The sequence below is a fragment of the Vibrio sp. J2-4 genome (genome assembly GCF_021728155.1).
In the GTDB taxonomy this organism is placed as follows: Bacteria; Pseudomonadota; Gammaproteobacteria; order Enterobacterales; family Vibrionaceae; genus Vibrio; species Vibrio diabolicus.
This window is the reverse complement of the sequence record NZ_JAKKCN010000004.1, coordinates 90,107-109,125: the sequence shown is the minus strand read 5'-3', so window position 1 is coordinate 109,125 and position 19,019 is coordinate 90,107. Positions and strand designations below refer to the sequence as shown.

Here is a 19,019-nt window from a genome sequence, read left to right as displayed (position 1 = left end):
GTGGTAACCACGGTATGTTGTTAGTTTAAACAGATTAAGCGAAACGAGAGAACGAGAGCAAACCTCGTTATCCAGAGAAGGAGAGAAAGCGCAATGGTTCGTATTGCAATCGCAGGAGCAGCTGGCCGAATGGGCCGCAATTTGGTTAAAGCTTCACACCTTAATCCTGAAGCGACAGTGAGCGCGGGATCAGAACGACCTGAGTCTTCACTCGTCGGCGTCGATATCGGTGAACTTTGTGGTGAAGGTAAATTCGATGTGCTCTTAACAGATGATCTTGCTAAAGACGTCGATAATTTTGATGTAATCATCGATTTCACCGCTCCAGTAAGCACATTAGCGAATCTCGAGTTGTGTAAGAAATACGGTAAGAGCATTGTGATTGGGACGACTGGCTTCAGCGATGCAGAGCGTGATCTTATCGATGAAGCAGCCAAGCAAGTGCCTGTTGTGATGGCGCCAAATTATTCTGTAGGCGTAAACCTTGTCTTTAAGCTTCTTGAGAAAGCGGCCAAAGTGATGGGGGATTACTGTGATATCGAGATTGTTGAAGCACACCATCGCCATAAAGTTGATGCCCCCTCTGGTACCGCTGTCGGAATGGGAGAAGCTATTGCTGGTGCGATGGGTAATAAGCTGAATGATGTAGCTGTCTATGCCCGAGAAGGCATTACTGGTGAAAGGACAAAAGATGAGATCGGCTTTGCTACGATTCGCGCTGGCGATATCGTCGGTGAGCATACAGCTATGTTTGCTGATATCGGGGAACGAGTGGAAATAACGCACAAAGCGACTGATCGCATGACGTTTGCTAATGGGGCCGTAAAGGCCGCCGTTTGGTTGAGTGCTAAACCTGCGGGCTTTTATACCATGACAGATGTTTTGGGATTGAATGAACTCTAAATACATAATTATTCGCCGGCGCTAGCCGGCTTTTTTATATCTATAGAATTATTTGTAAATAAAATGATTCTGATAGAGAAGATTTTAGCACTTACTTTTGTTGTATTTTTGTCTGTTTTGGCTTTGTTTTTGGGTGTAACCGTTAAAAGTGTTCCTGTTTTTGTCTTAGTGAACGTTTGCGTTAAAAACTCATAATTTTTTGTGATCCCTAAAAAGTTCAAATTTGTAAAATTCATTAAACCTCTATCCCTCCCTATGTAATAGCATTCAAAAGTTGTCTTTTTGAGCCTTACTGATTCGAAATGACCTTACTCGCTAGAAATTGATGATTTATTTTTGATTGTAGGTTGACAGGTTTCCAGTCCAACTTTAGAATACCGCCAATTTGTCTGAAATACCTATTTATGTAGATTTTATAGGTAAAGGAAGGCATGTTTGCAGTTTGATTTATTTTTTTTGCATTTTTATTCTGGAGGTTGTCTTGGGTAAATTAGCACTGTTAGTCCTAGAAGGTGGGACAGTGTTCCACGGAGTGTCCATAGGGGCAGATGGTATTTCCGTTGGTGAAGTCGTTTTTAATACCTCGATGACGGGGTATCAAGAAATCCTCACTGATCCTTCCTATTCTCAGCAAATCGTCACCCTTACTTATCCTCACATTGGCAATACCGGAACCACTTCCGAAGATGAAGAATCCTCTTCCATTCATGCACAAGGCCTTGTGATTCGCGACCTTCCTCTTATCGCTTCTAACTTCCGTAATGAACAATCCCTCTCTGATTACCTTAAGTCTCAAAATATCGTTGGCATCGCTGATATTGATACGCGAAAGCTCACTCGTATCTTGCGTGAAAAAGGTGCTCAAAACGGTTGTATTGTTGCGGGTAATAACCTAGATGAAGCTTTGGCTCTAGCGAAAGCAAAAGAATTCCCAGGCTTAAAAGGAATGGACCTTGCGAAAGAAGTTACAACGAAAGAAGCGTATCAATGGAAACAAGGTTCGTGGACGCTTGAAGGTGGACTTCCAGAGGCGAAAGATGACAGCGAGCTGCCATACCACGTCGTTGCTTACGACTTCGGCGCAAAACGCAACATCCTGCGAATGTTGGTTGACCGCGGTTGCCGCTTAACGGTTGTTCCTGCTGAAACGTCAGCGGAAGAAGTGCTTGCGATGAACCCGGACGGTGTTTTCCTATCAAATGGCCCTGGTGATCCAGAACCATGTACTTACGCGATTGAAGCGACAAAAGTGTTCCTAGAAAAAGGCTTACCTATCTTCGGTATCTGTTTAGGTCACCAAATCCTTGCGTTAGCGTCAGGTGCACAAACCGTGAAAATGAAGTTTGGTCACCATGGTGCAAACCACCCAGTAAAAGATTTAGAGCGTAACGTTGTTATGATCACTTCGCAAAACCACGGCTTTGCGGCAGATGAAGCAACGTTACCGGAAAACTTACGTGCTACTCACGTATCGTTATTTGATGGCTCTTTGCAAGGTATTCACCGCACAGACAAGCCAGCATTTAGCTTCCAAGGTCACCCAGAAGCGAGCCCAGGTCCACATGACGCGGCACCGCTATTTGACCACTTTATCGAACTAATCAAAAAACACAGCGCTTAATTCGGAGTAGTAGATAATGCCAAAACGTACTGACATTCAAAGTATTCTAATTCTTGGTGCTGGTCCGATTGTTATCGGTCAGGCATGTGAGTTTGACTACTCTGGCGCACAAGCGTGTAAAGCTCTTCGAGAAGAAGGCTATCGAGTTATCCTAGTTAACTCTAACCCAGCAACCATCATGACTGATCCTGAAATGGCAGATGCAACTTACATCGAGCCAATTCAATGGGAAGTAGTACGTAAGATCATCGAGAAAGAACGTCCAGATGCAGTTTTGCCAACCATGGGTGGCCAGACTGCACTTAACTGTGCGTTAGACTTAGAGAAACACGGCGTACTAGAAGAATTCGGCGTAGAGATGATCGGCGCAACTGCAGATGCAATCGACAAAGCGGAAGACCGTTCTCGTTTTGATAAAGCGATGAAGTCTATCGGCCTTGAGTGTCCTCGCGCAGATACAGCGAAGAGCATGGAAGAAGCTTACAAAGTTTTAGATATGGTTGGCTTCCCTTGTATCATCCGTCCATCGTTCACCATGGGTGGCACTGGTGGTGGTATCGCGTACAACAAAGAAGAGTTCGAAGAAATCTGTCGTCGCGGTCTGGACTTATCTCCGACCAACGAACTTCTTATCGATGAGTCACTAATCGGCTGGAAAGAGTACGAAATGGAAGTAGTTCGTGACAAAGCGGACAACTGTATCATCGTATGTTCAATCGAAAACTTTGATCCAATGGGCATCCACACGGGTGACTCAATCACAGTAGCACCAGCACAGACACTGACCGACAAAGAATACCAGCTAATGCGTAATGCATCGCTAGCCGTTCTACGTGAAATTGGTGTTGAAACAGGTGGTTCAAACGTACAGTTTGGTATCAACCCGAAAGATGGCCGTATGGTTATCATCGAGATGAACCCACGTGTATCTCGCTCTTCTGCGTTAGCGTCAAAAGCAACAGGTTTCCCAATCGCTAAGATTGCCGCGAAACTGGCTGTTGGCTTTACTCTGGACGAACTACAAAACGACATCACGGGCGGTGCAACACCTGCATCATTCGAGCCAACTATCGACTACGTCGTAACTAAGATTCCTCGCTTTAACTTCGAGAAATTTGCTGGCGCAAACGACCGTCTGACTACTCAGATGAAATCGGTTGGTGAGGTAATGGCAATTGGTCGTAACCAACAAGAATCTCTTCACAAAGCACTTCGTGGCCTAGAAGTTGGCGCAACTGGTTTTGACGAGATGGTCGATTTAGAAGCACCAGATGCACTGACTAAGATTCGTCACGAACTTAAAGAAGCAGGCGCTGAGCGTATCTGGTACATCGCCGATGCATTCCGAGCTGGCATGTCAGTTGACGGCGTGTTCAACTTGACTCAAATCGACCGTTGGTTCCTGGTTCAAATCGAAGAAATCGTAAAACTCGAAGAGCAAGTCAAGGCGGGCGGCTACGCAGGTTTAACCAAAGAAGTGCTTCGCCAGATGAAACGTAAAGGCTTCTCTGATGCGCGCTTGTCTAAACTGCTTGGTGTCGCTGAAAGTGAAATTCGCCGTGCTCGTGAGCAGTTTGATATTCACCCGGTTTACAAACGTGTGGATACGTGTGCCGCAGAGTTTTCTTCTGACACGGCTTACATGTACTCATCTTACGATGAAGAGTGTGAAGCCAACCCAACAGACAAAGACAAGATCATGGTTCTTGGTGGTGGTCCAAACCGTATCGGCCAAGGCATTGAATTCGACTACTGTTGTGTACACGCATCACTTGCGCTGCGTGAAGACGGTTACGAAACCATTATGGTTAACTGTAACCCAGAAACGGTATCTACTGACTACGATACGTCTGATCGTCTGTACTTCGAACCAGTAACTCTGGAAGATGTACTGTCTATCGCTCGCGTTGAAAAACCAAAAGGTGTGATTGTTCAGTACGGTGGTCAAACGCCACTTAAACTGGCTCGTGCTCTAGAAGCGGCTGGTGTTCCAATCATTGGTACGAGCCCAGATGCTATCGACCGTGCGGAAGACCGTGAACGCTTCCAGGCAGCTGTTGACCGTCTAGGTCTACTTCAGCCAGAAAACGCGACAGTAACAACGATGGAACAGGCGGTTGAAAAATCGAAAGAAATTGGCTTCCCATTAGTTGTTCGTCCATCTTATGTACTCGGTGGTCGTGCGATGGAAATCGTATACGACGAGCAAGACCTGCGTCGCTACTTCAACGAAGCAGTAAGCGTATCGAACGAGTCTCCAGTTCTACTAGACCGTTTCTTGGATGATGCAACCGAAGTTGATATTGATGCTATCTGTGACGGTGAACGCGTCGTTATCGGCGGTATCATGGAACACATCGAACAAGCGGGTGTTCACTCTGGTGACTCTGCATGTTCACTGCCTGCATACACGCTAAGTCAGGAAATTCAAGACAAGATGCGTGAGCAAGTTGAGAAGCTGGCGTTCGAACTCGGTGTACGCGGTTTGATGAACACGCAGTTTGCTGTGAAAGACAACGACGTTTACCTAATCGAAGTGAACCCTCGTGCTGCTCGTACGGTACCATTCGTATCGAAAGCGACAGGTGCACCTCTAGCGAAAATCGCTGCACGTGTAATGGCGGGTCAATCTCTAGAGTCACAAGGCTTTACTAAAGAGATTATCCCTCCTTACTACTCAGTGAAAGAAGTGGTTCTGCCGTTCAACAAGTTTCCTGGCGTTGACCCGCTATTGGGCCCAGAAATGCGCTCAACAGGTGAAGTAATGGGCGTTGGCGCAACATTCGCAGAAGCTTACGCGAAAGCAGAGCTAGGTTGTGGTGCGGTTTACCCTGAAGGTGGTCGTGCGCTACTGTCAGTACGTGAAGGCGATAAAGAGCGTGTTGTTGACCTGGCTTCTAAGCTAGTGAAACTGGGTTACCAGTTGGATGCGACACACGGTACTGCTGTGATTCTGGGCGAAGCGGGTATCAACCCACGCTTGGTAAACAAAGTACACGAAGGTCGTCCACACATTCTTGACCGCATCAAGAACAACGAATACACCTACATCGTAAACACGGCAGCTGGTCGTCAAGCGATTGAAGATTCGAAAGTTCTACGCCGCGGTGCACTGGCAGAAAAAGTGAACTACACAACGACACTGAACGCAGCGTTCGCTACATGTATGTCTCACACTGCAGATGCAAAAGCGTCAGTAACTTCGGTTCAAGAGCTACACGCAAAAGTGAAAGCTAGCCTAGAAGCGTAATAGATAAAAATCAGTAAGCCCGAAAAATAGGGCTTATATGACAACCTCATTGCCCGCTCATTTGAGCGGGCTTTTTTATATCTAGGTTTTTCTAAAATGAAGAGTATTAAAATGTGCTAGGAACGATTGGTATGCTTCGCTTTTGAAGATCATCAAGCTAATTATGGCAAGCAATGTTCCTAAAGATGAAGAAATAGTACTACCACTTGCTACAACAAAGTTGATACTGCAGGTAAGAATGATAAAAGAGATAGTGATTAAGTTTATTTTTGCAGCAATACTTAATCCTTTGCTTATTGTCAGGATGTTTGGAATGCATACAACAACAACCGTAATAGCTCCCAATGTAAGAAGGTAAGTATCTAGAGCAATGTGTTGAGTGAAGGAAAACCAGTCATTCCAAATGCTTAAGCTAATAGCCAGACCAATAGTCAATGCCAAGTATAAACATATACTTAGTGAGATGTTTGCTATGCTAATTGATTTAGTATTCAACTTTCAATTCCTCATAGATTCCAATTGCAAGATTTCTTAACTCTCCCGAATAACCGCTTCCTACTATGCTAATTGAGCCTCCAATTGCATCTAGAAGCTGATGAGAAATGGATGCGGATATTGTTGCTTGTGAATACCTTTTAGGAATTTCTCCTGACAACATTAGCTGTTTACGAGCTTTATTCGAAATGCTCGGAAGGTTTTTACGGATGATTTCTTTAGTTAATCTTGTTCTTTCTTGTCTGTTTAAGCCTTTTAGAATCTCGGGAACGCCTTTCTTAGTGGTTTGCTTAAGAGATTGAACCATTTTTATCGTTTGATATCCGCTAGCGCCCGCTCCAGCTAAGGAGATATAATCTAAAGCTTTAGTTGTATTTTGATACCACTCATTACTGTCTATATCCGATAATTTATCTGGTGATTTAGATACCATACGGGTTCTTGCTACTCCAATAGCACATTGAGCTGTGGCAGCAACAGTAGCGGCGTGTGAGATATAGGACATAGTTACGCCCACAGGACCACTTACTGGTATTGTTAGCCCCGAACCAACTACTCCAATCCAGCCAATCGCTGCACCAATACAGCTAATGCTCGCTGATAGAAGCTCTTGATTGAATCTTGATTTTGATTCTTCCTGTTTTATTTTTTTTGCAAATTCTTGAGATGATTGTAATTTTATCGGTTCTCGTAGAATGATAAAGGTAGGATTGATATGGCATGTGGATTTAAAGTCTCTTAAGCGTACAACGGTGAATTTGTTATCAATATAAATTACACCCGCACCGCTAGTCTCTGGTTTAGCGTCAATAACGTTGAATAGCTGATTAACATTCACTATTTGTTCGATTTTTAAGCGTAATTGCTTTTCTTTTATTGATGGTCGAGTCAGTAAGGCTTCCATTATTTTCGTTTTTATCAGATTAAATATTTCCTATTAAGACAGCATTTTCTCTTTCTATCAAAATATTAAGAGGCTCTTGAGGTGAGGCTCTATATTTGGATGTAATTGATATTTTTAATGTATCATTTTCTAGATTTACTGACTGATGAAAATTAGGAATAGATTGATGTCTTGACTTTCCATTGGTGGTTTTGTGAATAAGTGCTACCGTTTTTCCTCTTTGATGCCTCTTTAAATAAAAAGGATGTGTAGTGGAAATCACGGTTGAGATTTTGTTGGCTCTATTTTTTGTTGCGACTGCCGCAGGCTTTATTGATGCGATGGCTGGTGGGGGAGGGCTCATTACGCTCCCTGCGCTTTTGGCAGCGGGGTTGAGTCCGACTCAAGCTCTAGCAACCAACAAGTTACAAAGTTCGTTTGGCAGTTTCTCTGCTAGCTGGTATTTCGTGCGTAACGGTATTGTCAGCCTAAAGGAAATGCGTTTCGCGATACTCTGTACTTTTATCGGTGCAGCGATCGGTGCCGAGGCTGTGCAGTTTATTGATGCTAGCGTACTCACCAGTTTGATCCCTGTTCTTTTGATAGCCATTTCCCTCTATTTTTTACTCGCGCCAAGTACGCGAAAAATCGATGGCGAACCAAAGTTATCTGAAGCGATGTTTGCGCTATGCATTGGTGGGGGGATCGGTTTCTATGATGGCTTTTTTGGCCCTGGGACTGGATCTATTTTTACTGTTTGTTTTGTTGCACTGGGTCACTTTTCTTTGGTCGAAGCCACTGCTAGAACAAAAATCCTCAATTTCACGTCAAACATAGCGGCACTACTCTTTTTTATCTTAGCCGGGTTGCCAGTGTGGAAGCTTGGCTTAACCATGGCTGTTGGCGGTTTTCTTGGTGCTCAGTTAGGGGCGAAGGTCGTGGTAAGTAAAGGGCAAAAATGGATTCGTCCTCTAGTTATTGTGATGTCGATGCTCATGGCAACGAAACTTCTTTGGCAACAACATCAGCAATGGATTTTGTCAGTGCTTTAACTCGTTTGCTGCGATATGTGCTGTGGCGCAAGCAGATATGTATTGGTCGAATTAACTGTCCTAGTTCTTCAAAGTCATAGCAGAATTTGGGTGTGATATTAAGTGTCTTCAGGATAGATTTAGGAATTAAAGCGGGAGCCATTCCGCCCAAAGCCAGTTGTGCTGCCGCAGTGTATGAATCCATTTCCATCAAAGGCTCAATTCCGTATTTTGACAAAATAGCTTGTTGGTAAGTGTTGGCAGGATTGGTTAAGTCATTGGTCAAAATGGCTTTGGGTAGTTGCGAAAGTGGGTATCTACTGACGATTGAAAAAGGTTCATCAGCGAGGTGAAGGCTCATTAATCCATGATGAGGCGGTAAATAACCAGCACAGAATCCCAGTGTCGCTTTACCTGATTTGACGTTCTCAATAATGCGTGGTGTATGATTGGTCGATATTCGTATGTACTGGTCATGGGCAAAGCGTTCTGCCATGATCACACTAAGGTATCCAGCGACTAAGGTTTCAGAGCAGTCTATCTTGATCAAAGAAGTATCTTCTATTTCTTGCTGATCATAGATCTGACCTCTTAACTCATTGAACGTTGGCTCGATCGTGTTGATGAGCGCAAGGCCATCGGAGGTCAGCTTTATGTGCCGACCACTTGGCTCAATCAATTTTTTTCCTAACTTCTTCTCTAGATTCGAAATGCGCTTACTCACCGCAGATTGACTAATATAGAGTTGGCTGCCCGTACGGCTCATGGTTTTTTCTTTACTGAGCACAAGTAACGTCTCAATACCTTCAAGCAACATAATAATTAATGAAAGTTAGGAATGGTTGAAATAATTTAGCGAATTGTACAAGAATTGGCGAATCAAATGAGTATAAATGAGAGGAGCCGACACTCAGTCGACTCCATGACCGAATCATGTAATTTGTGTTTAACGATTAATTGCGAAAGTTGGCAGGGATAGATGCCAACGAATAGCACCGAGACGTATAATGAGCGTTGAGATTACACCAGCGAGTAAAGCCGTTGAGTGGTCATAACCCATGTTTACCGCCATCGTATGGAAGATGCCGCCAATAATACATGCCGTAGCGTAGACTTCGCTTCTTAATACCATAGGAACTTCGCGAGCCAGCACATCACGTATAATACCACCACCACAACCAGTAATGACTCCCATGATCACGGCGACCATCCCAGACGCGTTGTAAGCGAGGGCTTTCTCTACACCTATTCCTACAAATACTGCAAGGCCGATCGCATCACAGACGGGTAATACCCACCATGACAGCCGTTTTGGTCTGCGTACAACGAGCATGGTTAGTAGACACGTAACAAATATCACCCATAAGTACGTAGTATCTGTTATCCAAAATACAGGAGTGGCACCTAGCGCCATGTCTCGGATTGTTCCGCCACCAATAGCAGTCACACTGCCGAGAACGATAACGCCGAATGGATCCATTTTTAAACGGCCCGCCAGTAACACGCCAGAGATAGCGAAAACAGCGGTACCGAACAAATCGATCATATAAAGCAGCATGGAGTCCATGTTACTTAGTACCTTTATATAGTGTGAGAAAAAATGGGCGGAAATTGTACGGTATTTGCCACGAAATCGTTAGCGTTTTTGACGAACGCTTTTAAAGTGCTCACACACTTCTGTGATCGCATTTAGTGTGCGTGGGGTTGGGCGGTTAATCCAATCTGAGTTTAGAGACCAGATGTGTTTATTTCTAAGTGCGGGAAGCTCATTGCTCCACTCTGCCCACATACCATCATTACTCATTGCGTGACGAGAAGTAAAAATAACCTCTGGTTGGCGAGTGATGACCTGCTCGATGCTGACCTGAGGATAAGGCGCGCTGGATGCTGCGAAAATGTTTTCACCACCGCAAAAAGTAAAGACTTCACTTGGCCAGTTCTTCCCGGCGACAGTGATGATAGGCTTTTCACTCAACTGATAAAAGTAACGAACTTTCTCGTGCGTGTTGTACTTCTCTTTTAGTGTATTCAGTTGCGTTCTAAAATCTTCAGCGGCCTTTTGTCCTATTTGCGGGGTTTCGCTGTATTGGCTTAGCTGCTCGATATTATTGGCGATATCTTCCAGTGAGCCTGTAGTGGAATAATAGATAGGAATGCCGAACTGTTTAATTTTCTCCAGCTCTTTTGCCGGGTTTCCTGCCGGCCAAGCAATGACTAAATCCGGTTGAAGAGCAATAATGCGCTCTAATTTAATTCCTTGGTAATTAGAGACTCTTTCCAGCTGCTTTGCCTGCTCTGGATAATCACTCATTTCGCTGACAGCAACAAGCTTGTCTCCTAGCCCTGCCGCAAAGGCAATTTCAGTGGCATGCGGAGCTAAACTTACAATGCGTTGCGCTGGTGTTTGGGCGAAGGTCGCTGTCGAAACAAACAGCGTTAATGCGAAGCATAGTTTATTCATCATAATCCTTGATAAATCATTCCTAAAAGCAGACTTTGGATAGCTATCCAAACGAAGACTCGCCAAACGAGCAGCGTATGTATTTGTGAAAGGTGAATAGCCGATGGGGCGATTCGTCCACCGATTTTTGCGCGTTCCGCACGTATACCTTGATAGATAGCAGGGCCGCATAAAGAGAGTTGTAGTTTGTGTCCGATGGTACACAACACCCAGGCGGGCCCGGGTAGTGGCCAAGACTTCGCTTGTTGCTGTACACCAGAAAGCACATTGCTTACGTTCTTTCCTACAGCTAAAAGTATGGCAAAGAGACGAAGTGGAATAATATCCAGAGCGGCAACCAGCTGAACGGCAGGTTTACCAAAGGGCAAATATTGGCGTCGGCTAGGGGACCAAACTCGAGCTAACTCTGTGGCTAGTCGATACATTAACGCACCAATACCACCTGCTAGTGCGTACCAAAATAACACACCGATTACGTTGCGGCTGTATCCCATAATCACAGCTTCTGAGCTTGCTTTACCTATGCCGATGCTCGAGAGGCTGTCAGTATCGCGATTAAGGTATGGTCTTAGTAATTGTCGGCACTGAGCTTTGTCTTCTCTCGACATACTTGTGACGAGTTGTTTCGTTAAGGCTTCGCTGTTGCGCCAGTCCAAAGCAATGATCAATAGCACTAGTTCGTATAAAGGCACTTGCCAAACGAATGGCTCCACGGCAATCAGCAAGATCAAGCAAGGCAATAGCATCAAGCCCAATGCAAGACTGCCGGAGGTCAGGCTCTGTGAGTAACTATGATTATTGTTTACTTTGTTGGCGAGGTTCTCAGCTAACTTTCGCCATAAAGTGATGGGATGCGATGAACGGGGGATTGGTAAAATAAGGTGAAAGAGCAGTGCGCCCCACATAATAAGGAGCGCACCGTTGGCATAAAATGACTGAAAAACATCTTCCATGAATGAGTCGTTTACTTAATGAGTTCCAGCATTTTGAATACCATTTCAGAAGAGCTTTTTGCTGCTAGCGGTAGGAACTCATCAAAGCTCATTGGTGACTCTTTATCAGCGACATCAGAGATTGCGCGCACAACAACAAACGGCGTGTTGAATTGGTGACAAGTCTGAGCGATAGCAGATGCTTCCATTTCTACCGCGATAACGGATGGGAAGTGCTTACGAATAAACTCTTGGCGTTCAGCGGTGCAAACAAATGCATCACCAGTACAGATCAGGCCGCGAACTGCATGAGTGTTTTCCATTTGCGCTAGTGCCTTTTCTGCTAAATCCATTAGCTTTTCATCCGCTTTGAATGCAGCAGGCTGGCCAGCCATTTGGCCAATTTCATAACCAAAAGCGGTCACGTCTGCATCGTGATGACGAACTTCTGTTGAGATAACAACATCACCTAGATTTAGGCTTGAATCGAAGCCACCAGCAGAGCCTGTGTTAATCACAACATCTGGCTGGTATTCATCAAGAAGAATGGTAGTGCCTACTGCAGCTGCAACTTTACCGATACCTGATTGTAGTACGACTACTTCTACATCATTAATTTGACCAGAGAAAAACGTACAACCTGCTTTATTTACGGTTTTGCAGTTTGTGATTGCTTCTTTCAGGATGGTCACTTCTTGTTCCATCGCACCGATGATACCAACTTTCATAACACTCTCTTTCGGTAAATATTTTAGTTGGCCGAGAGTATAGCACTCCCCGTGAGCAGTTTTCTATTTGATGAGCTTAGCTTGAGTGAGCTTTTCTCGTAATTGTTCGGCGCGCTTTCTGTTTACGCCAAAGTCAGAATAGCCCACACGTGACTCTGAGCGAACAATCAGTTTGTCTCCTGCTACTTTTAATTCGAGGTCATCCACGAAGCGCATGATTTTAGATGTGCATTCTATCCGAAGGTAATCACCCTCTTTTACCGCGGTTTTGGTGCCAGGAAGTTGAAGCGCGGCTTGCTCAATGGCATCTAACGTTGCGGACTCAGTGAGCAAAAAAGGTGCTAATTGAAACTTGTCTCTTGAGTCCTGAGTTGAAACGCAATTTGGTTTGTCACCACAAGGTGATTGAGAACGATCTGGCATACTGGTGACTCCTTGGCTGCAGGCTGTAAGGCTGAGTAAAGCGATGGAAAGGAGAGCGGCTTTTTTCATTGTATTTACTCTTATAATTTTGCTTCTAATTATATGGATACAAAAGAAAAAGGATCCAATAATAGGATCCTTTTTGTGATGTTAGCTGTGATTAGACTTCTAGGTAATCAAGAATGCCTTCTGCCGCTTTTCGCCCTTCATCAATGGCGGTTACGACGAGGTCTGAGCCACGGACCGCATCACCGCCAGCGAAGATTTTCGCATTGCTGGTTTGGTACATGAACGCTTGCTCAACAGGTGCTTTGATACGTCCCCATTGGTCTAGATCGACACCATACGGTTCCAACCAGTCCATTTTGTGTGGCTGGAAACCAAATGCCATGATCACGGCATCCGCAGGCAATACATGTTCACTGCCTTCCACTGGTTCTGGTCTGCGACGACCTGCATCATCGGGCTCACCTAAAGCAGTTTTTACCACTTTAACGCCCGATACGTTACCTGAGGCGTCGACCTCCACACCGAGTGGTTGCAGGTTAAACATGAACTTCACGCCTTCCTCTTTAGCGTTTTTTACTTCTCGACGTGAACCTGGCATGTTGGCTTCGTCACGACGATAAGCACAAATCACGTTGGAGGCTCCTTGGCGAATAGAGGTTCGTACACAGTCCATTGCGGTATCGCCACCACCAAGCACGACCACTTTCTTTCCTGCCATGTCGATAAAAGGTTGGTTGTTCTCAAGCTCCATGACTTTGTAGGTATTCGAAATTAAAAATGGCAGCGCGTCATACACACCCGGCGCATCCTCATTTTCTAGTCCTGCACGCATGTATTTATAGGTGCCAACGCCTAAGAAAATGGCATCGTACTCATCGATTAGATCTTGCATTTGTACATCTTTACCGACTTCCACGTTCATGCGGAACTCGACGCCCATTTCAGTGAACACACGGCGACGATTTTCCATTACCCCTTTTTCAAGCTTGAACGAAGGGATACCGAAAGTCAGTAGTCCGCCGATTTCCGGGTAGCGGTCAAACACGACTGGCTTAACGCCATTGCGCACTAGGATATCAGCGGCTGCCAAGCCTGCTGGGCCAGCTCCAATGATTGCGACCTTTTTATCGGTCCACTCCACCTTGGACATATCTGGCTTCCAGCCCATTTCAAAGGCTTTGTCGGTAATGTACTTTTCTATATTACCGATGGTGACGGCACCAAAGTCATCATTAAGCGTGCATGAACCTTCACATAGACGGTCTTGAGGACAAACGCGTCCACATACTTCAGGTAAACTATTGGTTTGATGCGATAGTTCAACCGCTTCAAGAATACGACCTTCATTGGCAAGTTTTAACCATTGAGGGATGTAGTTGTGGACTGGGCATTTCCATTCACAATATGGGTTGCCACAATCTAAGCAGCGATCCGCTTGTGCAGTCGCCTGCTGCTTAGTAAACGGTTCATAGATTTCAACGAACTCGATCTTACGAACTTTGATAGGCTTTTTCGCAGGATCTACACGCTGCACATCGATAAATTGATAAACGTTCTGGCTCATGATTCAAACATCCTCCATGATTACTGTGCTTGAACACGCAGCTCTGCAGCACTGCGGCTCTGGTGACCAAGTAGCGTGCGAAGATCTGCCGCTTGTGGTTTCACCAAATAGAACTTTGGAATCCATTCATCAAAGTTCGCCAAAATATTTTCTGCGTGGCTCGACCCTGTTTCTTCAAGGTGTTCCGCAATCAGCCCGCGCAAATGCTCTTGGTGGATGTATAGATCGGACAATGAAATGGCTTCGACAGATTCAGTATTGACTCGACCTTCAAAGCTCTGGTTTTCATCCAGAACATAGGCAAAGCCTCCGGTCATACCTGCACCAAAGTTCACGCCTGTTGCGCCTAGAATGGCAACAATACCGCCTGTCATGTACTCACAAGCGTTATCGCCAGCTCCTTCAATGACGGCAATCGTACCTGAGTTACGTACCCCAAAACGCTCACCCGCTTTACCTGCTGCGAACAGTTTACCGCCCGTTGCGCCGTACAAACACGTGTTACCAATAATGGTGGCTTCATGACACTTGAACGCTGTACCTAAGTGAGGCTTAATGGCGATCTTGCCGCCTGCCATGCCTTTCCCTACGTAGTCATTCGCATCACCTGTGAGGTAAAGCTCTACGCCACCCGCATTCCAAACGCCAAACGACTGGCCGGCAGTGCCGTCAAGATAGATTTTGATAGGGGAAGCCGCCAAACCTTGGTTGCCATAGCGCTTCGCTATTTCTCCAGATAAGCGTGCACCCACAGAACGATCAGTGTTGATGACATTGTAGAAGAAACTTGCCGATTGGCTGTTTTCTACTGCATGCATGGCATCATCAATGATCTTTTGATTGAGCTCAGCTTTATCAAACGGTTTATTTGGTTCCGTCCAAAACAGCGGATGACCTTCAGGCGAGACGGGAGCTTCTAGAATGTTGGATAGATCCAATTTGGTTTGCTTCGCGGTAAAGCCTTCTACTGCTTCAAGTAAATCGGTACGACCAATCAAGTCCGTCAGTTTTTCAACGCCTAGCTCAGAAAGCAGCTCGCGCACTTCTTCTGCCAGCCCGGTGAAGTAGTTCATCACCATTTCAGGTAAGCCTTTGAAGTACTCTTTACGCAGCGTTTCGTCTTGAGTCGCAACCCCTGTTGCACAGTTGTTGAGGTGACAAATTCGCAGGAACTTACAACCCATAGCAACCATTGGCGCGGTACCAAATCCGAAGCTTTCTGCACCTAAAATTGCGGCTTTAACCACGTCTAAACCAGTCTTTAGACCACCGTCTACCTGTAGGCGGATCTTATGACGCAGACCATTAGCAACCAGTGCTTGTTGTGTCTCTGCCAACCCCAACTCCCAAGGGCTACCAGCGTATTTTACCGAAGTTAATGGGCTTGCTGCGGTACCACCGTCGTAACCCGAAATGGTAATAAGATCAGCGTAAGCCTTGGCTACGCCCGTTGCGATGGTGCCGACACCTGGCTCGGAGACGAGTTTTACCGAAACCAGCGCATTCGGGTTGACTTGTTTAAGGTCGAAGATCAGCTGGGCCAAATCTTCAATTGAATAAATATCGTGGTGCGGAGGAGGGGAGATCAGAGTCACGCCTTGTACCGAATAACGCAGCTTTGCGATTTCAGCGGTGACTTTGTGTCCTGGTAGCTGACCACCTTCACCTGGTTTAGCTCCTTGCGCTACCTTGATTTGTAGTACATCCGCATTCGTCAGGTAATGAGGTGTTACACCAAATCGGCCTGAAGCAATTTGCTTGATGCGCGAGTTACGTTCAGTGCCGAAACGGCGAGGATCTTCACCGCCTTCACCGGAGTTTGAATAGCCACCAAGACGGTTCATCGCAGTCGCGAGTGCTTCATGCGCTTCAGGGCTAAGTGCGCCAATGGACATGGCCGCAGAGTCGAAGCGTTTGAACAGTTCGGTTTTCGGCTCTATTTGCTCAAGTGGCAGCGGTGAGTCTGATTTTTTCAGCGACATTAAGTCACGCAGCATGGCAACAGGGCGTTGGTTTACCTGCTTAGCAAAGCTCTGATAGTCGTTACTTTCGCCAGATTTAACGGCCTGTTGCAGCGTGCCGACAACATCCGGGTTGTAAGCATGATACTCACCTCCATGGACATACTTTAACAAGCCGCCATGATCAATCGATTTACGTTTCGCCCATGCTTTGCGAGATAAGTTTGTAAGATCTTGCTGGAAGTCGTCAAAATTTGCGCCTTCAATACGAGTTGTGACGCCTTTAAAACACTGGTCGACCACATCTTGGCTCAAGCCAACTGCTTCAAACAGTTGTGAGCAGCGGTAAGAGGCGATGGTTGAGATCCCCATTTTCGACATGATCTTGTACAGGCCTTTGTTGATGCCGTATTGGTAATTTTGCATCACATCGCGATAGTCTTTTTCTAGCGCTTTATCATCAATCAGTTTGCCTAGTGCTTCATAAGCTAGGTATGGGTAAATTGCAGTGGCGCCAAAGCCAAGCAAGACAGCAAATTGGTGTGGGTCACGTGCAGTTGCGGTTTCGACTACAATGTTGGCATCGCAACGTAAGTTCGCATCAATCAAACGAGTTTGAACGGCGCCGACTGCCATTGCCGCTGGAATTGGTAACTTGCCTTTGACCAAAGCGCGATCTGAAAGTACCACTAAAACCGTGCCTTCACGTACGACTTGCTCTGCTTGCTCACAGAGATCATTAATGGCTTGTTTAAGATCTTTCTCTTGTGGGTCGTAGTTGATATCTAGAATGGTATTACGGTAGTGATCGTCACCAAGCTCGAGCAGTTGCTGCATGTCTGAATAAAGCAGTACAGGCGAATCAAATGTTACGCGATGCGCGTGGCCATCGGTTTCACAGAAGACATTCATTTCCTTACCGATACTGGTTGCCAGTGACATCACGTGTTTTTCACGCAGTGGATCGATCGGTGGATTGGTGACCTGAGCGAACTTCTGGCGGAAGTAGTCAGTTACCAAGCGCTCTTTTGAGGAGAGCACTGCCATTGGAGTATCGTCACCCATAGAACCAACGGCTTCTTGGCCCATTTCTCCGAGTACACGCAGAACTTGGTCGACTTCTTCGTTCGTCATCGCGAATTGCTTTTGATAAGTCTTAAGTAAGTCTTCATCAAAGCTGCGCTCGCCTACTTGATCCTCAGGTAGCTGAGAAAATGGTGTGAGTTTGCGAACGTTGTTTTCCATCCATTCGCGATAAGGGTGACGAGATTTCAGATCATTATCGATCTCGCTAGACTGCCAAAGCTTACCTTTACGAGTGTCGATGACGAGCAATTCACCCGGCCCTACACGCCCTTTTTCGGCAACTTCATCTGGGGCGTAATTCCAAATCCCTACCTCAGATGCCAGAGTGATCAACTTGTCTTTGGTAATTACATAACGTGCAGGACGCAGACCATTTCGGTCTAGGTTACAAGCAGCATAACGACCATCGGACAGTACGATACCTGCAGGACCATCCCATGGTTCCATGTGTTTGGAGTTGAAGTCGTAAAACGCCCGCAGATCCGGATCCATATCTGGGTGGTTTTGCCATGCAGGCGGCACAAGCATACGCATGGCACGGAAGATATCCATGCCGCCAGCTAAGAAGAGATCCAGCATATTATCTAAGCTGGAGGAGTCTGAACCGGTCTCGTTCACAAATGGTGCTGCAGTTTGAAGATCGGGCAGCAGTGGTGACGAGAACTTGTAAGCGCGCGCGCGCGCCCATTGGCGGTTACCTTCAATGGTGTTGATCTCACCGTTATGAGCAAGATAGCGGAACGGCTGAGCCAATGGCCAACGCGGTTGAGTGTTGGTAGAAAAACGCTGGTGGAAAAGGCAGATAGCAGATTCCATGCGTAGATCAGCAAGATCAAGATAGAAGCGCGGTAAGTCCGCAGGCATGCACAAGCCTTTATACACCAAAACTTGTGTCGACAAGCTACAGATGTAGAAGTCAGGGTCTTCGGTGATTTGTTTCTCGATGCGACGACGTGCGATGTAGAGACGACGCTCAATGTCACGTTCGCGCCAACCTGCCGGAGCAGAGATAAAGACTTGTTGAATGTCTGGAAGTGAATCGGCGGCGATTGGGCCGAGTACTTCTGAATTAGTTGGTACTTCACGCCAACCGGCCACTGTTAGCGTCTCTTGCGCAAGTTCTCTGTTGACGATGTCTTTAGCGAGTTGAGCTTTGACCGGATCTTGGTTGAAGAAAATCATCCCTACGGCGTATTGCTTGCCAAGGTTGAAACCATTTTCTTCGGCAATAAGACGTAAATAGGAATCGGGCTTTTGTAATAGAAGACCACAACCATCACCGGTTTTACCATCGGCGGCAATACCACCACGGTGGGTCATTCGGTCAAGTGCAGAAATTGCTGTACGAACCAGCTTGTGGCTTTGTTCGCCTTCCATATGCGCGATCAAGCCAAATCCACAGTTGTCTTTCTCAAGACTTGGATCATAAAGAGCCATTGCAATTCTCCCTTTGCTTATCCGTCATCCCGACAGATATATCAACACTGCTTACGTTGATCGTGATGACTAAATATGCATCATCTTTTATGGTTTTATGTGTATTTATTCAATAAAAGCTGTGAAATATTTAACATTTTTTGAGTGTTTTATTTTCATCAACTTCACAAGCTATAGCTTATTGTAAAAAAGGTCAAGTTATTAGTGGATAATCACGTGAATATGCGATTTACCA

The 19,019-nt window shown here is 45.7% G+C and carries 15 protein-coding genes; 4 read left to right on the top strand and 11 right to left on the bottom strand.

Going from position 1 to position 19,019, the window contains the following annotated elements; all coding sequences use genetic code 11:
* Positions 1-93: 93 nt before the first annotated feature.
* Entirely contained in the window at positions 94-903 is an 810-nt protein-coding gene (gene dapB, locus L3V32_RS15040) for a 4-hydroxy-tetrahydrodipicolinate reductase (RefSeq protein WP_145473190.1), read from the top strand.
* An 8-nt stretch (positions 904-911) separates the two neighbouring features.
* Here dapB and L3V32_RS15035 read toward each other — a convergent pair whose 3' ends face one another.
* Positions 912-1,139: a hypothetical protein gene (locus L3V32_RS15035; protein ID WP_237284628.1), complete on the bottom strand. Its 228-nt coding sequence runs from the start codon at positions 1,137-1,139 to the stop codon at positions 912-914.
* Between the two features lie 245 nt (positions 1,140-1,384).
* On the opposite strand from L3V32_RS15035, the gene carA reads away from it, so the two are divergent.
* Positions 1,385-2,524 (top strand): glutamine-hydrolyzing carbamoyl-phosphate synthase small subunit, encoded by a 1,140-nt coding sequence (gene carA, locus L3V32_RS15030; protein WP_237284627.1) that lies wholly within the window; start codon positions 1,385-1,387, stop codon positions 2,522-2,524.
* Positions 2,525-2,540: 16 nt separating this feature from the next.
* A complete protein-coding gene (gene carB / locus L3V32_RS15025; RefSeq protein WP_005396427.1) occupies positions 2,541-5,774 on the top strand; it encodes a carbamoyl-phosphate synthase large subunit in 3,234 nt (1,077 codons plus the stop codon).
* Between the two features lie 81 nt (positions 5,775-5,855).
* Here carB and L3V32_RS15020 read toward each other — a convergent pair whose 3' ends face one another.
* Together L3V32_RS15020 and L3V32_RS15015 are read right to left on the bottom strand one after the other, a co-directional pair.
* On the bottom strand, positions 5,856-6,269 hold the full coding sequence (locus L3V32_RS15020; protein WP_154647402.1) for a hypothetical protein: 414 nt from the start codon (positions 6,267-6,269) through the stop codon (positions 5,856-5,858).
* Positions 6,259-7,173 (bottom strand): hypothetical protein, encoded by a 915-nt coding sequence (locus L3V32_RS15015; RefSeq protein WP_006742697.1) that lies wholly within the window; start codon positions 7,171-7,173, stop codon positions 6,259-6,261. Before L3V32_RS15015 ends, L3V32_RS15020 begins: the two co-directional genes overlap by 11 nt.
* 251 nt (positions 7,174-7,424) lie before the next feature.
* Here L3V32_RS15015 and L3V32_RS15010 point away from each other — a divergent pair, with 251 nt between their 5' ends.
* Positions 7,425-8,204, top strand: coding sequence for a TSUP family transporter (locus L3V32_RS15010; protein ID WP_005396424.1), 780 nt, complete (start codon positions 7,425-7,427; stop codon positions 8,202-8,204).
* Here L3V32_RS15010 and L3V32_RS15005 read toward each other — a convergent pair.
* The 8 genes from L3V32_RS15005 to gltB form a co-directional block, all read right to left on the bottom strand.
* Complete coding sequence (locus L3V32_RS15005; RefSeq protein ID WP_006742696.1) at positions 8,146-9,000, bottom strand: LysR family transcriptional regulator; 855 nt, start codon at positions 8,998-9,000, stop codon at positions 8,146-8,148. The two genes, L3V32_RS15010 and L3V32_RS15005, sit on opposite strands and share 59 nt — an antisense overlap.
* Positions 9,001-9,129: 129 nt before the next feature.
* The gene (locus tag L3V32_RS15000; RefSeq protein ID WP_054867265.1) at positions 9,130-9,750 is read right to left on the bottom strand and encodes a TRIC cation channel family protein; all 621 of its coding nucleotides are present in this window, start codon (positions 9,748-9,750) and stop codon (positions 9,130-9,132) included.
* 69 nt (positions 9,751-9,819) lie between these two features.
* Positions 9,820-10,644, bottom strand: a complete 825-nt coding sequence (gene btuF, locus L3V32_RS14995) for a vitamin B12 ABC transporter substrate-binding protein BtuF (RefSeq protein WP_012842144.1) — start codon at positions 10,642-10,644, stop codon at positions 9,820-9,822.
* On the bottom strand, positions 10,644-11,597 hold the full coding sequence (locus L3V32_RS14990) for a cobalamin biosynthesis family protein (protein ID WP_237284626.1): 954 nt from the start codon (positions 11,595-11,597) through the stop codon (positions 10,644-10,646). The genes btuF and L3V32_RS14990 overlap by 1 nt, the downstream gene beginning before the upstream one ends.
* Positions 11,598-11,608: 11 nt before the next feature.
* On the bottom strand, positions 11,609-12,304 hold the full coding sequence (mtnN, locus tag L3V32_RS14985) for a 5'-methylthioadenosine/S-adenosylhomocysteine nucleosidase (RefSeq protein WP_005396324.1): 696 nt from the start codon (positions 12,302-12,304) through the stop codon (positions 11,609-11,611).
* A 63-nt stretch (positions 12,305-12,367) separates the two neighbouring features.
* Positions 12,368-12,796 (bottom strand): DUF1499 domain-containing protein, encoded by a 429-nt coding sequence (locus tag L3V32_RS14980; RefSeq protein WP_237284625.1) that lies wholly within the window; start codon positions 12,794-12,796, stop codon positions 12,368-12,370.
* A 91-nt stretch (positions 12,797-12,887) separates the two neighbouring features.
* Positions 12,888-14,300, bottom strand: coding sequence for an FAD-dependent oxidoreductase (locus L3V32_RS14975; protein WP_005396322.1), 1,413 nt, complete (start codon positions 14,298-14,300; stop codon positions 12,888-12,890).
* Positions 14,301-14,320: 20 nt separating this feature from the next.
* Entirely contained in the window at positions 14,321-18,784 is a 4,464-nt protein-coding gene (gene gltB / locus L3V32_RS14970) for a glutamate synthase large subunit (RefSeq protein WP_237284624.1), read from the bottom strand.
* Between the last annotated feature and the right edge of the window lie 235 nt (positions 18,785-19,019).

Coding starts and splice junctions, on each gene's coding strand:
- dapB (WP_145473190.1), top strand. CDS start 94: ATGGTTCGTATTGCAATCGCAGGAGCAGCTGGCCGAATGGGCCGCAAT.
- carB (WP_005396427.1), top strand. CDS start 2,541: ATGCCAAAACGTACTGACATTCAAAGTATTCTAATTCTTGGTGCTGGT.
- L3V32_RS15015 (WP_006742697.1), bottom strand. CDS start 7,173: ATGGAAGCCTTACTGACTCGACCATCAATAAAAGAAAAGCAATTACGC.
- L3V32_RS15005 (WP_006742696.1), bottom strand. CDS start 9,000: ATGTTGCTTGAAGGTATTGAGACGTTACTTGTGCTCAGTAAAGAAAAA.
- btuF (WP_012842144.1), bottom strand. CDS start 10,644: ATGAATAAACTATGCTTCGCATTAACGCTGTTTGTTTCGACAGCGACC.
- gltB (WP_237284624.1), bottom strand. CDS start 18,784: ATGGCTCTTTATGATCCAAGTCTTGAGAAAGACAACTGTGGATTTGGC.
- L3V32_RS14975 (WP_005396322.1), bottom strand. CDS start 14,300: ATGAGCCAGAACGTTTATCAATTTATCGATGTGCAGCGTGTAGATCCT.
- L3V32_RS14990 (WP_237284626.1), bottom strand. CDS start 11,597: ATGGAAGATGTTTTTCAGTCATTTTATGCCAACGGTGCGCTCCTTATT.
- L3V32_RS15035 (WP_237284628.1), bottom strand. CDS start 1,139: ATGAATTTTACAAATTTGAACTTTTTAGGGATCACAAAAAATTATGAG.
- L3V32_RS15000 (WP_054867265.1), bottom strand. CDS start 9,750: ATGGACTCCATGCTGCTTTATATGATCGATTTGTTCGGTACCGCTGTT.
- L3V32_RS14980 (WP_237284625.1), bottom strand. CDS start 12,796: ATGAAAAAAGCCGCTCTCCTTTCCATCGCTTTACTCAGCCTTACAGCC.
- mtnN (WP_005396324.1), bottom strand. CDS start 12,304: ATGAAAGTTGGTATCATCGGTGCGATGGAACAAGAAGTGACCATCCTG.